Origin of the sequence: Hydrogenophaga sp. (genome assembly GCF_048549895.1) — a bacterium.
Taxonomy (GTDB): Bacteria; Pseudomonadota; Gammaproteobacteria; order Burkholderiales; family Burkholderiaceae_C; genus Hydrogenophaga.
This window is the reverse complement of record NZ_JBLYYB010000205.1, coordinates 1-13,976: the sequence shown is the minus strand read 5'-3', so window position 1 is coordinate 13,976 and position 13,976 is coordinate 1. Positions and strand designations below refer to the sequence as shown.

The 13,976-nt window shown below is 66.9% G+C and carries 11 protein-coding genes; 4 read left to right on the top strand and 7 right to left on the bottom strand.

The features are described from left to right. Positions 1–364 (top strand): FAD-dependent monooxygenase (locus ACN4F8_RS19520; RefSeq protein ID WP_419475093.1); only part of this gene is annotated, 364 nt, incomplete at its 5' end. 146 nt (positions 365–510) lie between these two features. After that, positions 511–2,619, top strand: coding sequence for an ATP-binding protein (locus ACN4F8_RS19515; protein ID WP_419475092.1), 2,109 nt, complete (start codon positions 511–513; stop codon positions 2,617–2,619). Positions 2,620–2,640: 21 nt separating this feature from the next. On the opposite strand, the gene ACN4F8_RS19510 is transcribed toward ACN4F8_RS19515, so the two are convergent. Next, positions 2,641–3,543, bottom strand: a complete 903-nt coding sequence (locus ACN4F8_RS19510) for an NAD(P)-dependent oxidoreductase (protein WP_419475091.1) — start codon at positions 3,541–3,543, stop codon at positions 2,641–2,643. A 132-nt stretch (positions 3,544–3,675) separates the two neighbouring features. Here ACN4F8_RS19510 and ACN4F8_RS19505 point away from each other — a divergent pair, with 132 nt between their 5' ends. After that, positions 3,676–4,560, top strand: a complete 885-nt coding sequence (locus ACN4F8_RS19505) for an alpha/beta hydrolase (RefSeq protein WP_419475090.1) — start codon at positions 3,676–3,678, stop codon at positions 4,558–4,560. Positions 4,561–4,773: 213 nt separating this feature from the next. Here ACN4F8_RS19505 and ACN4F8_RS19500 read toward each other — a convergent pair whose 3' ends face one another. Continuing rightward, positions 4,774–5,751 (bottom strand): GMP reductase, encoded by a 978-nt coding sequence (locus ACN4F8_RS19500; protein ID WP_419475089.1) that lies wholly within the window; start codon positions 5,749–5,751, stop codon positions 4,774–4,776. A gap of 224 nt (positions 5,752–5,975) precedes the next feature. Between ACN4F8_RS19500 and ACN4F8_RS19495 the strand changes: the two genes are divergently transcribed. Beyond that, a complete protein-coding gene (locus tag ACN4F8_RS19495; protein ID WP_419475088.1) occupies positions 5,976–8,390 on the top strand; it encodes a UvrD-helicase domain-containing protein in 2,415 nt (804 codons plus the stop codon). Positions 8,391–8,491: 101 nt separating this feature from the next. Here the strand turns inward: ACN4F8_RS19495 and ACN4F8_RS19490 are convergent, their stop codons facing one another. The 5 genes from ACN4F8_RS19490 to ACN4F8_RS19470 form a co-directional block, all read right to left on the bottom strand. Continuing rightward, complete coding sequence (locus ACN4F8_RS19490; protein ID WP_419475087.1) at positions 8,492–10,594, bottom strand: PhoX family protein; 2,103 nt, start codon at positions 10,592–10,594, stop codon at positions 8,492–8,494. A 346-nt stretch (positions 10,595–10,940) separates the two neighbouring features. Continuing rightward, a complete protein-coding gene (locus ACN4F8_RS19485; RefSeq protein ID WP_419475086.1) occupies positions 10,941–11,693 on the bottom strand; it encodes an iron dicitrate transport regulator FecR in 753 nt (250 codons plus the stop codon). After that, entirely contained in the window at positions 11,690–12,487 is a 798-nt protein-coding gene (locus ACN4F8_RS19480; protein WP_419475085.1) for a BPSS1780 family membrane protein, read from the bottom strand. The genes ACN4F8_RS19485 and ACN4F8_RS19480 overlap by 4 nt, the downstream gene beginning before the upstream one ends. Continuing rightward, a complete protein-coding gene (locus tag ACN4F8_RS19475; RefSeq protein ID WP_419475084.1) occupies positions 12,484–13,509 on the bottom strand; it encodes a homoserine kinase in 1,026 nt (341 codons plus the stop codon). Before ACN4F8_RS19475 ends, ACN4F8_RS19480 begins: the two co-directional genes overlap by 4 nt. Positions 13,510–13,520: 11 nt before the next feature. Further along, a complete protein-coding gene (locus ACN4F8_RS19470; RefSeq protein ID WP_419475083.1) occupies positions 13,521–13,856 on the bottom strand; it encodes a hypothetical protein in 336 nt (111 codons plus the stop codon). Positions 13,857–13,976: the final 120 nt, after the last annotated feature.

Here is a 13,976-nt window from a genome sequence, read left to right as displayed (position 1 = left end):
CTGGAGCTTCGAGCGCGTCACCCTCATGGGCGACGCCGCCCACCCCATGTACCCGCGCGGCTCCAACGGCTCGGCGCAGGCGCTGATCGATGCCCGCACGCTGGCCGACGAGATCGCCACCGAGCGCGCCGCCGGCGGTGATCTGCGCGCCGCCCTGCAGCGCTACCAGGCCGCGCGCCTGCCCGCCACCGCCCGCGTGGTGGAGACCAACCGCACCCTGCCGCCGGACTTCATCATCATGAAAGCCGACGAGCTCAGCGGCGGCAAGCCCTTCAACAACATCGACGATCTGATCAGCCAGGACGAATTGCGCGCCATTTCGGACAACTACAAGCAGATCGCGGGCTTTGCACTGAAGGCCTGATGGCGCGCGCCTTCCGGGTGGTGTGGGGGGTATCCGACAAGTGGGGTGTCTTCGTGCGCCGTTGACACCTGTTGGGCGCCGTTTTGTGGCACTGTAAGCAAAGGTGTCGTCCGCAGGGGACGGGTCACCCACCCTGTGCACCCAGCATGCTGCGATCCACACAACAGAAACACATCCGGACAGGAGAGGACCCATGGCGCGGCAGCCCCGCCGGGCGCTGGCTGTGTGCGTTGGCCCTGGCGTGGGGCATGGGCTGCACCGGGGTGCAGGCGCAGACCCCGCTGCGCTACGGAGGCGACGTCGCGTTTGCACCCTTCGAGTCGCTCAACGCCGCTGGCCAAGCCGAAGGTTTTCAGATCGGGTTGATGCAGGCGGTGGGGCGCGAACTCGGTGTGGAGGTGGCCATCAGCCTGCAAGCCTGGCCGGCCACGGTGGAGGCCTTCAAGGCCGGGCGGGTGGACGTGATTGCGATGGTGGAGACCACCGAGCGGCGTGCCTACGCGCACTTTCTCAAGGGCCACGCCGCGCCGGCCTTTGCGGTGTACCTGCCCGCCGGCCAACCCGCGCCGCGCGCGCTGCAAGACCTGCAAGGCTCGCGCATCGCCGTGCTGGACCACGAGCCCATGCGCGAGAGCCTGAGCAAGTGGCTCTCCGGCATCAGCGGCCCGTTTGTGCGCACGCCCGATGCGCTCTCGGCCCTGCAGGCGGTGCAGCTGGGTTTTGCCGACATGGCGTTGCTGCCCCGCGCCTACGCCGATCCCCTGATCGCCTCGGGTGCGGTGGGTGGCCTGGTCGCCGGACTGGGCAACCTGAGCCTGCAAACCTATTCGCTGGCCGTGGTGCGCGACAACGACGCACTGCGCCAGCGGCTGCAAGGCGCGCTGGATCGCCTGGAGGCCAACGGCACGCTGCCGGCGCTGCGCGAGCGCTGGCTCAACGACGAACCCGCCAGCGCCGAGCAGCAGGCCATGGCGCGCGACCTCGAGCAGCAACGCCAGACGACCTGGCTGGTCGCGCTGGGCGGCTCGCTGCTGCTGGTGCTGGCCGGGCTCGGGCTGCGCCAGCGCGGACGCGACGTGTCGCAGGAGCGTGCGCGGCGCGAGGCGGCCGAGCGCTCGCTGCGCCGCTCGGAGGAGCTGCTGGACCGCACCTTCCAGCGCAACCCCGAACCCATGCTGGTGGTGGACCACCAGAGCGGTCTGGTGCAGGACGCCAACCCGGCTGTGGCTGCGTTGCTGGGGGTGGTCGAAGACCAGGTGGTGGGCCGCCCGTTGCGCGACCTGGCGCACCACATCGGCATGGATGCGCTCAAGCGCATGGCGCGCGCCATCGACCTCGACGGTCTGCTGGACGCGCTGCCGGTGAGCGTGACCCGTGCCGATGGCCAGCAGCGCGCCTGCCTGGTGAGCGCCGACAAACTGCGCGTGGGCGAGCACACCATCGTGCTGTGCATCGTGCGCGACGTGACCGAGCGGCTGGCACAGGACCCGGTGTTTCGCCAGGGTTACCAGGACCTGCACGAGGAACTTGCCCAGGCGCGTCGGGATGCTCCCGACACAGTGCCGCCCACCGAACACGGCGAGGACCGCCTGCGCGAGTTCACCCGCGCCGTGGCGCACGACCTGCGCGCACCGCTGCTGGCCATCCAGGGCTTCATGGGCCTGATGCGCGAGCGCCTGCAGCTCGGACACACCGACGAAGCGCTCGAATACAGCGAGCAGGTGGACAAGGCCACGCGGCGCATGAACGCCATGATCGAAGCCCTGACCAACCTGGCCCAGATCGACCAGCACCCGCTCAAGCGCGGCAGCATCGACATGCGCGCCCTCGCCGAAGACACCTGGACCCTGGTGCGCAGCGGCGAGGCCGAGCGCTCGATCGAGATCCGGTTCGACCCGCTGCCCGCTGCGCTGGGCGACGCCGACCTGGTGGCCCAGGTGTGGCAGAACCTGCTGCACAACGCCTGGAAGTACACCGCCCGCGTGCCGGTCTCGCGCATCCGGGTCGACAGCTTTCAGGAAGATGGGCGCACCTGGTACCGCGTGACTGACAACGGCGCCGGCTTCGACATGGCGCACGCCCGCGCGCTGTTCCAGCCGTTTCGCCGCATGCACGCGGCGTCGCAGTTCGAGGGCAGCGGCATCGGCCTGAGCATGGTGCAGCGCATCGTGCGCCACCACGGTGGCGAGGTGCGCGTGCGCAGCCAGATGGGTGTGGGCACGGTGGCCGAGTTCACGCTGGACGCAGCGGCCTGAGCCCGCCGCGAGGTGGGCGCCTCAGCCCATGCCGTTGCGCCGGGCCAGCTCGACGAACAGCGCCGAGTGGTCCAGGTCGGCCAGGCCGTGGTCGACCGACTGCGCGTAGAGCTGCTCGAACAAACCGGTGATCGGCGCATCGAACCCGATCTCGCCGGCCGTGGTCAGGGCGTTGCGCATGTCCTTGAGCTGCACCGCCACCGCCGCACGCTTGGTGAAGTCGCGTTCAACCATGCGCTGGCCGTGTACCTGCAGGATGCGGCTGTCGGCGAAGCCGCCGGTGATGGCCTGCTTGACCTTGCCCATGTCGGCACCGCCTTTCTCGCACAGCAGCAGCGCCTCGGCCACCGCGCCGATGGTGATGCCCACGATCATCTGGTTGGCCAGCTTGGCCAGTTGTCCTGCGCCGTGCGGACCCACATGCACCGGGCGTCCCAGCAGCTCGAACACGGGGCGCAGACGCTCGAACTCGGCGGGTTCACCGCCCACCATGATGGCCAGCGTGCCGGCCTCGGCGCCCACCGTGCCGCCGGAGACCGGCGCGTCCAGGTGGTGCAGGCCTGCGGCCGCCAGGCGCACGGCGTGGTCACGCGCCTGGCGCGGCAGGATGGACGACATGTCCACCACCACGCTGCCCGGGCGCAGGCTGTCCACCGTGTGCTGGCTGAACAGCACGTCTTCCACGATGCCGCCGTTCTCCAGCATGGTGATCACGATGTCGGCCTGTGCCGCAGCTTCAGCGGGTGTGTCGGTCACGCGCGCGCCGAAGGGTTGCAGTCGCTCGGCCTTGCTGCGCGAGCGGTTCCACACGCTGACCGCGCAGCCGGCTTCGCACAGGCGCCGTGCCATCGGGAAACCCATCAAGCCGATGCCGAGCACGGCGACTTGAAGGGCGGGAGTGGTTGGGGTGGATGTGGTGTTCAAGAGAGCGCCTGAAAAATGCGTTGAAGGGGTATCTACCGGGGCAGAACTGCGCGCGGGGTGACCAGAATAGCGGTGTTGGATGAGCCCGTCAGGACACGCTGAAAACGACCCCCCATGACACAATGCGCGACCATGGAAAAAACACCTTCGACCGACCCCGCCTGGCTGGACCGCGAGTACAACAACCGTGCCCTGGTGCCCGAGCACGAGGCCCATTTCGAGCGTTGGGCCCGGACCTCCGCGCAGGCCCGCCAGGGCAGCCGTCCGCTGCTGGATGTGAGCTACGGCCACGGCCCCGGCGAGACGCTGGACATCTTCCCCGCCCCGCGCAAGCCGGGCACCCCACTGGCACCGGTGATGGTGTTCATTCACGGTGGCTACTGGCGCAGCCTGGACAAATCCGACCATTCGTTCATTGCGCCCGCGTTCACCAAGCACGGCGCCTGCGTGGTGATGCCCAACTACGCGCTGTGCCCGGCGGTCACCATCCCGGACATCGTGGTGCAGATGGTGCACGCGCTGGCCTGGACGTTTCGCCACATCGCTGCGCACGGCGGCGATCCGCACCGCATTTCGGTGGTGGGCCACTCGGCGGGCGGGCACCTGGCCACGATGATGCTGGCTTGCGAATGGGCCCGTGTGGGTGGCGATCTGCCCGAGTCGCTGGTGAAGAATGCGCTCTCGATCTCGGGCCTGTACGACCTGGAGCCGGTGCGGCTCACGCCGTTTGTGCAGCCGTCGTTGAACCTGACGCCCGCGCAGGTGAAGAAGGCGAGCCCGGTGCGTTTGCCTGCGCCGCTGCTGCGCGAGGGTCGGGGGCAGTTGTTTGTGGCTGCCGGTGCTGACGAGAGCAGCGAGTTTCAGCGCCACAACCGCATCATCCAGCAGGCCTGGGGGCCGGAGGTGGTGCCGGTGTGCGAGGCCTTGCCGGGGCTCAACCACTTCAGCATTGTTGAGGCCTTGGTTCAGCCGAAGCACCGGTTGCATGTGATGGCTCGGGAGTTGCTGTCTGTTTGACGGTGGGTTTTCTCCGGCCAGGCCAGTCATCGGCGACCACGTTGTCACTCGTCAGGGCTGCGTCTAACGCTGCTTCCGACTCGTGAGTGCATGGCGCTCTGCGCAGCGAAATCAAGGAGGAGGCGGCACCAGCCGCCGGGGGACATTCGCGGAGCAGAGCGCCATGCGCTCACGAGGCCCGCGAGGTGGTGGCGCGAAATGTCTCCAATGAACTCACATCAACAAATGCTCCCCCGCATTGTCCCCACCCAGAATCACGTAGTTCACCTTGCGCACGTCCATCAACTTCGTGCCACCCGAGTAGCTGATCGAGCTCTGCACGTCCTGCTCCATCTCCACCAGCGTGTCCGCCAGCTTGCCTTTGATGGGCTCCAGAATGCGCTTGCCCTCCACGTGCTTGTACTCGCCCTTGTTGAAGTCGCTCGCCGAGCCGTAGTACTCCTTGTAGAGCACACCGTCCACCTCCACCGTCTGCCCCGGTGATTCTTCGTGGCCCGCGAAGAGCGAGCCGATCATCACCATGCTTGCACCAAAACGCACGCTCTTGGCAATGTCGCCGTGGCTGCGAATGCCGCCGTCGGCAATGATGGGTTTGGTCGCCACGCGGGCACACCACTTCAGCGCACTCAGCTGCCAGCCACCGGTGCCAAAACCCGTCTTCAGCTTGGTGATGCACACCTTGCCCGGGCCCACACCCACCTTGGTCGCGTCCGCGCCCCAGGTCTCCAGATCGATCACCGCTTCGGGCGTGGCCACGTTGCCCGCGATCACGAACGACGACGGCAGTTTTTCCTTCAGGTAGCCGATCATGTTCTTCACGCTGTCGGCGTGGCCGTGCGCGATGTCGATGGTGATGTACTCCGGCGCCAAACCCTCGGCCACCAGCTGGTCCACCGTGGCGTAGTCGGGCGCTTTCACGCCCAGCGAGATCGAGGCAAACACGCCTTGCGCGCGCATGTCGCGCACGAATTTGAGGTTGTCCAGATCGAAGCGGTGCATCACGTAGAAGTAACCGTGCTTCGCCAGCCAGACGCAGATGGACTCGTCCACCACCGTCTTCATGTTGGCCGGCACCACCGGCAGCCTGAACTTGCGCCCACCGAGCTCCACGCCCGCGTCGCATTCCGAACGGCTCTCCACGCGGCACTTGCGCGGCAGCAGCAGAACGTTGTCGTAGTCAAAAATTTCCATGTGAACCAGGCTCCAGAAAACTGTTGTTGAACAGGGAGAGCGCTTGGCTTGGCCGGCTTTGTGCGTCGGGCACAAAAAACCGGGCGCAAGAATCTTGGGCCCGGTGATTGATTCTAGGCGCCTTGGTCGGCGTGAGACAGGTTTCGACGCCCCGCCCGCCATATGGCGGCCATACGGATGACCGTATACCGCGCGCCGAGCAGGGCGCTTCCTACAATCGAACCATGCTGTTTGAAGAATCCGTTGCCCCGTCCCCGCTGCTCGCGGGTCTCAATGCCGAACAAGGCGCTGCCGTCATGCTGCCGGCCGAGCACGCGCTGATCCTGGCCGGGGCCGGATCGGGCAAGACGCGGGTGCTCACCACGCGCATCGCCTGGCTGCTGCAGACCGGTCAGGTGACGCCCGGCGGTGTGCTCGCGGTGACCTTCACCAACAAGGCCGCCAAGGAAATGATGACGCGGCTCTCCGCCATGCTGCCGGTGAACGTGCGCGGCATGTGGATCGGCACCTTCCACGGCCTGTGCAACCGCTTCCTGCGCGCGCACCACAAGCTCGCGGCCTTGCCGGCCACGTTTCAGATTCTGGACACACAAGACCAGCTCTCGGCCGTCAAGCGCCTGTGCAAGCAGTTCAACGTGGACGACGAGCGCTACCCGCCGAAGCAGATCCAGTACTTCATCAGCGGCTGCAAGGAAGACGGCCAGCGTCCGCGCGATGTGGTGGCTCGCGACGAAGAGACGCGCAAGAAGGTGGAGCTGTACGCGCTGTACGAAGAGCAGTGCCAGCGCGAGGGCGTGGTGGACTTTGGCGAACTCATGCTGCGTTCGTATGAAGTGCTGCGCGACAACGACCCGGTGCGCGAGCACTACCAGCGGCGCTTTCGCCACATCCTGATCGACGAGTTCCAGGACACCAACCGCCTGCAGTACGCGTGGATCAAGATGTTCAGCGCGCCGCCGATCGAGGGCTTGCCGGGTGCCGGCAACGCGGTGTTTGCGGTGGGCGACGACGACCAGAGCATCTATGCGTTTCGAGGTGCGCGCGTGGGCAACATGGCCGATTTTGTGCGTGAGTTCAACGTGCGCCACCAGATCAAGCTGGAGCAGAACTACCGCAGCTGCAGCAACATCCTCGACTCGGCCAACGAACTCATCAGCCACAACACCAACCGCCTGGGCAAGAACCTGCGCACCGATGCCGGCGCGGGCGAGCCGGTGCGTGTGCATGAAGCCACCAGCGATTTCGCCGAAGCGCAGTGGATGGTCGACGAGATGAAACAGCTCGCGCGCGAGGACGTGCCCAAGGTGGAGATGGCCGTGCTCTACCGCAGCAACGCGCAGAGCCGCGTGGTGGAAACAGCGCTCTTCAACGCCGCCATGCCCTACCGCGTGTACGGCGGCTTGCGCTTCTTCGAGCGTGCCGAGATCAAACATGCGCTGGCGTATCTGCGCCTGCTGGAGAACGCCAACGACGACACCAGCTTTCTGCGCGTGGTGAACTTCCCGCCGCGCGGCATTGGCGCGCGCAGCATCGAACAGTTGCAGGACGTGGCGCGGGTGTCGGGCTGTTCGTTGCACGACGCCGTGAGCGCGGTGACCGGTCGCGCCGGGGCGGCCATCGGTGCGTTTGTGGCCAAGCTCGATGTGCTGCGCGAACGCTCCGAGGGCATGACGCTGGCCGAGATCATTGAGCTGGTGTTGGACCACAGCGGCCTGGTGGAGCATTACCGCGCCGAGCGCGAAGGGCAGGACCGGGTGGAGAACCTGGAAGAACTGGTGAGCGCGGCCAAGAGCTTCGTGGGCATTGAGGGTTTTGGGCGGGATGCGGTGGCGCGCACGGGGGATGGGGTGGTGCTGACGCAGAGCCCGGTGAGTCAGGGGCTGGACGCCTCGCTGCCGGTGCTGGACGAACCGCTGGCGCCCGATTCCGAAACCGGCGAAACCATGAGCCCGCTCGCCGCCTTTCTCACGCACGCTGCGCTCGAATCGGGCGACAACCAGGCGCAGGCCGGGCAGGACGCGGTGCAGCTCATGACGGTGCACGCCGCCAAGGGGCTGGAGTTCGACGTGGTCTTCATCACCGGCATGGAAGAAGGCCTGTTCCCGCACGAGAACTCGATGAGCGACCGCGACGGGCTGGAGGAAGAACGCCGCCTGATGTACGTGGCGATCACGCGGGCGCGCAAGCGGCTGTACCTGAGCCACTCGCAGACCCGCATGCTGCACGGCCAGACGCGCTACAACATGAAGAGCCGCTTCTTCGACGAACTGCCCGAGGCCTGCTTGAAGTGGCTCACGCCGCAGCAACCGGCCTGGGGTGCGCCGGGTGGCGCGGGCGGTGGCGGTGGCCAGTGGCAGAACGGTCGGCGCAGCTTCGGCGCGCCGCCGGCGCTGCAGCCTTCGTGGTCACCCGGCTTCCATGACAAGGGTGACCCCAAGGGCCTGGGGCAGAAAGCGCCCGAACCCGACCGCGGCACCGACATCAAGGCCGGCATGGCGGTGTTCCACAACAAGTTCGGTGAGGGCAAGGTGCTCTCGATCGAAGGCGCAGGCGATGACGCCCGGGCGCAGGTGAACTTCAGCCGCCACGGCACGAAATGGTTGGCGCTCAGCGTGGCGAAACTCACGCCGATCACCTGAGTGACGAGCTCCCGGTCGCGTCGGCGTCGGCTTGTGATCGCGACCGAAAGCGGGCACTGAAAACTGCGCGGAGACGCTGATGCGTCCCCGCGCAAGCGGCATCAGCCGCCGATCACGCCGCCGTTGCTGCGGCGCACCACCACCACGGTCGAACGGGGACGAACGCCAGCGGTGGGGAACTGGGAAAACGCCGTGGGATCTCTGGCGATTTCGTTGTCTCCGTAGCCTGCCGGGCGACGTGGGTGCGAACCGAGTTCACCCGGGTGCTGGATGTTGACAAACATCGTCGTGCGGTCTTCAGTCCAGGTGATGCCCGTCACTTCGCAGCCCGATGGCCCGACCAGGAAACGCCGCACTTCCTTCGTTTCAGGGTCGCCCACCAGCATCTGGTTGTTGCCGTTGTTCGCGAAGTTGCCGGTGTTGCTGAAGTTGCCATCGGTCTGGATCCACATGCGACCAAAGCTGTCGAAGGCCAGGCCGTCCGGGCTGTTGAACAGGTTGTCCATCGTGATGTTGGACGACGGTGCGCGCTGATCTGTGAACGACGGTTGGCCGGCCAGCAGGAAGATGTCCCAGTCGAAGGTGAGCGCGGTGCCGTCACCGCCGGTTTCGTTCCAGCGCACGATGTGGCCCCAGGCGTTGGACGCACGCGGGTTGGCGTCGTCCACGGCTGGGCGCGACTGGCCGGCCACGGTGGTGCCATCGATCGCGTTGCTCGACTCCGTTGGGGTGCCACGCCGGCTGTTGTTGGTGCAGGTCATGAACACCTCGCCCGGCTTGGTCGGGTTGGCGGCGACCCACTCGGGGCGGTCCATCATGGTGGCGCCCACGCGGTCGGCAGCCTGGCGAGCCCGGATCAGGATGTCGCCCTGGTCGGCGAAACCGTTGGTGGCATCCAGACCGTTCTGTCCAAAGACCAGGGGAATCCACTCGCCAGTGCCCATGCGGTCGCCGGCGGTGGCGCCGGCGTTGAAACGCGCCACGTACAGCGTGCCGTCGGACAGCAGGTTGCGGTTGGCCGGGCTGGTGGGGTTGCTGGCGTCGAAGGTGCCGCTGGAGACGAACTTGTAGGCGTATTCGTTGACTTCATCGCAGCCCATGTAAACCACGGCCTTGCCGTTGGGAGCGATCACCAGTTCGGCGTTTTCGTGTTTGAAACGGCCCAGGCTGGTGCGCTTGACCGGCTGGCTGGCGGGGCTGAACGGGTCGATCTCCACGATCCAGCCGAAGCGGTTGGGCTCGTTGCGGTTGGCCGCCATGTCAAAGCGAGGGTCCACCGTGTGCCACAGGTAGCCGAAGCCGGCCTGGCTCAGGCCGTAGCGGCCTTCCAGTGCGGTGCGTGCCGGCGTCAGGGTGCCGTTCCAGCCGAAGTAGCCGTTGAAGTTTTCCTCGCAGGTGAGGAAGGTGCCCCAGGGCGTGCGGCCATTGCCGCAGTTGTTGAGCATGCCCAGCACCTGGATGCCGCCGGGGTCGGCGGCGGTCTGCATCGAAGGCTGGCCGGCAGCCGGACCCTGGATGCTCATCGGCGTGTTGCCGTGAATGCGGCGGTTGTATTGCGAGTTGCGAACCAGCTCCCACGCACCGGCGCCGGTGCGGCGCACGTGGGCCACGCTGGCGCCGTGAGCGGCCTGGCCTTTGCGGGCCTTCTCCAGGGTGAAGGGCAAGAGCCAGTTGCTCGGGTCGGTGTCCGGCTTGTAGAAGTACTCGGGGTTGATGTACTCGTGGTTGAAGACCAGCAGGCCCTCGTCGCTGCGCGAGCCGAAGCCGTCGCCTGCGGTGTTGAAACCAAAGAAGGCCATGCCGTCGTGGTTGTCGCCCACCTGCTGCTCTTGTTCGGCGGCGGTGTTGGAGGCGTCGACGGCAAAGTTGGGAGCGCCTGTGATCAGTGGGGTTCCCCAAGGCAGGAAAGCGGTGGCGACATAGCCGGTCGGCACGGTGACTGTGTCGTCGCCGGAGATGGCGATCGACTGGAAACCCAGGAGCTGCTCGGCGGGGGTGCCTGGTGTGGGCGCGACAGCGGGACTGTCGCCGCCCCCGCAAGCGGCCAGGCCGCCGAGGAAGGGAACGGCGGCCAGGCCAAGGCCGGTCTTGAGCAGTGCGCGTCGGCTGGGTTGGCGCGCGATGGCGTCGTCCACGAGCTGGGTCAGGTGCGTGTTGAAAGAGGGGTTCGAGACGCCGTCGTCGTCTCGCAAAGAATCTGCCATGTTGTGCTCCGAGTCAGGGGAAATGCCCATTCGGTAGTGTGTTGACGGGATATGAAACGGCGATGCAGCCTTCGTGACGGTGAGATGACGCAGCCGCTGGTCAGCGCGCCAGCAGCGGCGTGATGAGGCCCTGAGCCGAGCCACCAGGTTGATCGGGCGCCAAGCCCATTCGCCGACCCTTCCAACCCCCGGCAAAGGACATCCCAGGTACGACCAGATCGTCAAATCCCAGACCTTCGCGCATTTCATGGCGCACGACACCAGCCTTGTCTCGCGCAAGGTGCTGGTGGTGCCCGCATCGCGGTGGAACGTCTGCCTTCGACGTTCCCGGTGCCGACAACCCGCCTCAGCGCACCACGGCCGGGTGCGCTTCGGGCGGGCGGGTCTCCATGTAGCCGCGCCCGTCTTTCACACCCGTGCGTCCGGCCATCTGCCAGGCGGTGCGCTGGTCGATCAGGCGGGCGAGGAACTCCAGCTCTTCGTCGGTGTGGTTGAGCGCCGGGGCGGGCGTGAGGAAGCGCCCGGCCTTGGGCTGGGCCTCGCCCCAGAAGGACTGGTGGTAGCTCGACACCGACAGTGCCCGGTTGCCTCCAGCTTCCATCTCCACCGTGCCGTAGCAGTTGCAAAAGTAGGTGCGATTGCCCTGGTCGGCAAACACCTCGGTGTACACGCCGGTGCCGCGGATACCGGCGGTGAGCGTGGGCGTGGCGATGGTGCGGCTGGGGCCGCGCCCAAACGCGCTGACCACCCCTCCGGTGAGCAGGCGCAGCAGGCTCACGGTGTGCAGGGTGATGCCGCGCTCCACCGTCAGGCGAGAGTTCTGGCGCACATTGAACGACGCGTTGCCCAGCACAAAGATGAGCCGCGAGGCCGGGCCGGTGGCGATCTCGTCGCCGGTCTGGATGGTTTGCTGTGGCGCCATGCGCTGACCGTTGAGCAACACGTCGCCCACCAGCTCCACCACGTTGCTGCGCTGCTGAGCCATGGCAGCGGGCAGCCCGCCCATGGTCACCCAGGCGGCTGCGGCCTTGAGGGTGTCGCGGCGCTGGAACCACGTGACTTCGCCCTCGTGACGGCCTTGCAGGGTGTGTTGGGTCATGCTTCTTCTCCGTTGGTGGTGGGCGTTGGTCGCTCGGTCAGCTCAAAACTGTCAACGAAAGTGAAATATATCGACGTGTGAAACATCGAGGCCATGAACAGGACAGCCGGGTACAAAACGATGTTGAGTGCCTGCACGCCACCCAGCAAGGCGCCCAGCAGGCTCATGAAGAGGCCCACCAGCATGAAGACGCCGACCCAGCCCAGCGCGTAGAACAGCATCGCACCCTTGTTGCCCCAGCACGCCATGAAGCTGAAAAACAGGCTCTTGCCCGGGCTCACGCCGTGCCAGTGCACCAGGGCCGGTGCGTGCCAGAAGGCCATGACCACCGGCAGGTAAACCACCAGACCGGCCAGCAGGCCCTGGTTGGCCAGCGAGGCGCGCACCATCTCGGCCGACACCTCGCCCGCGTTCGGGTCCACCGCTGGCGCATCGCCGGCAAACAGCGTGGCCACACCCAGCACGAGCAACAGACCCGCTGCGTACATCGCGCCCAGGATCAGCATGTTGCGGGTCTGCACCGGCGTACCTCGCAAGCCGGAAATCAGCGCTGACGGCATGGGAAAACGGCTCTGCGTGGCCTCGCGCGTGGCGGCCATCAAGCCCAGTGTGGCCACCGGCACCAGCACCAGCGAGATCACCGTGCCCAGCAGCGGAATGAGCGAGAGCACCGAGACGGTGGCCATGAACATGAAGAACAGGCCGGACATGGCCAGCGGCTGGCGGAAGAAGGTCTTCACGCCCAGCTTGACCCATTGCAGGCCGGCTCTGGCGGGGACGAGGTGGAGTTTCATGCGGTCACGGGTTGGGGCGCTGCAGCGGGAGCGGGGGCGTCGAGCAGCACGGCCGGGAAGGCGTGGCTGGCGCGGTCGCGCAGCACGCGTTCGAAGTGGGCCGGGTCGTGGGGCTGCAGCATGGCGGCTTCGCGCGGCAGGTGCAGGTCCCACAGGCGGGAAATCCAGAAGCGCAGGGCACCGGCGCGCAGCATCGCCGGCAGCAGGCTGCGCTCGGCAGCGCTCAAGGGGCGCACCGCCTGGTAGGCCGCCAGCAGGGCGCGGGCGCGGGCTGCGTCGTGGCTGCCGTCGGTGGCGTCCTGGCTGTGGTGCACGCACCAGTCGTTGAGGCAGACCGCGATGTCGAACAGGAAGGTGTCGCAGCCGGCGAAGTAGAAGTCGAAGAAGCCGGTGAGCGCGCTGGCTTCGAACATCACGTTGTCGCGGAACAGGTCGGCGTGGATGGGCCCGCGCGGCAGGGCGGCACAGGCCGGGCTGGCCGCCACGTGGTTCTGGTATGCGAGTTCGGTGCGGATCAGGTCGGCCTGCGGCGCGCTCAGAAAGGGCAGCACCACCGGCACAGTCTCGTTCCACCACGGCAGGCCGCGCAGGTTGGGCTGGCTCAGCGGGAAATCGCGCCCGGCCAGGTGCATGCGCGCGAGCATGGCGCCCACCGCTTCGCAGTGCGCCACGCCGGGGTTCAGTTCGCTTTTTCCCCTGAGCTTGTCCACCACCGCCGCCGGTTTGCCCTGTAGCGTGTGCAGGACCTCGCCACTGGCGGTGGCGGCCGGGTCGGGCACCGGGATGCCCTTGCCGGCCAGATGCTTCATGAGGTGCAGATAAAACGGCAACTGCTCGAAGCCCAGGCGCTCGAACACGGTGAGCACATGCTCCAGCGTGGCGCCATCGCGTTCGCTGGTCACGAAGTAGTTGGTGTTTTCAATGCCGCCCTGGATGCCTCTGAGTTCGGTGAGGTCACCCAGGTCCAGGGAGTGCAGCAGGGCAGCGGCTTGCGCGAACGCGACTTCGGTGTAAACGGCCATGAAACGGACGGTCAGAAATTCAGGATGCGCCAGCTGCTGCGCCCGGCGTTGCCGGTGCGCTTGCCGCCTGTTTCGCTGTTGGCGGGGCCGTTTGTGTCGGGGTTGATCTGGTAGGCCGGCGCGCCATTTTTGGGCTGCACCTCGATGCTTTTGGTCTCACCGCCCACACGCACCTCGTCGATGCGGGTGAGGGCGTCTTCGTTGGTGATGCGCTCGATGCGGTCGCGCGGCGAAATCGGCTGCGGTGGCTGCTCCAGCGGGGGCGTCTGGGCCTGGACAGTCGATACCAGGGCAAGACCCGCCACCAGGGCGAGGGCGGACAGCAGGCGGGAAGTGTGGGCGTTCATGCGTCATTGTAGGCAGGGAGGGCGCCATCGGGCGTGCGCGGGGCCATGCGCCTGTGCCACTGGATACGCAGACCGGGGGCCGCTGGATGCGGCGCGATCTCCCCGACAATGCGCCCATGT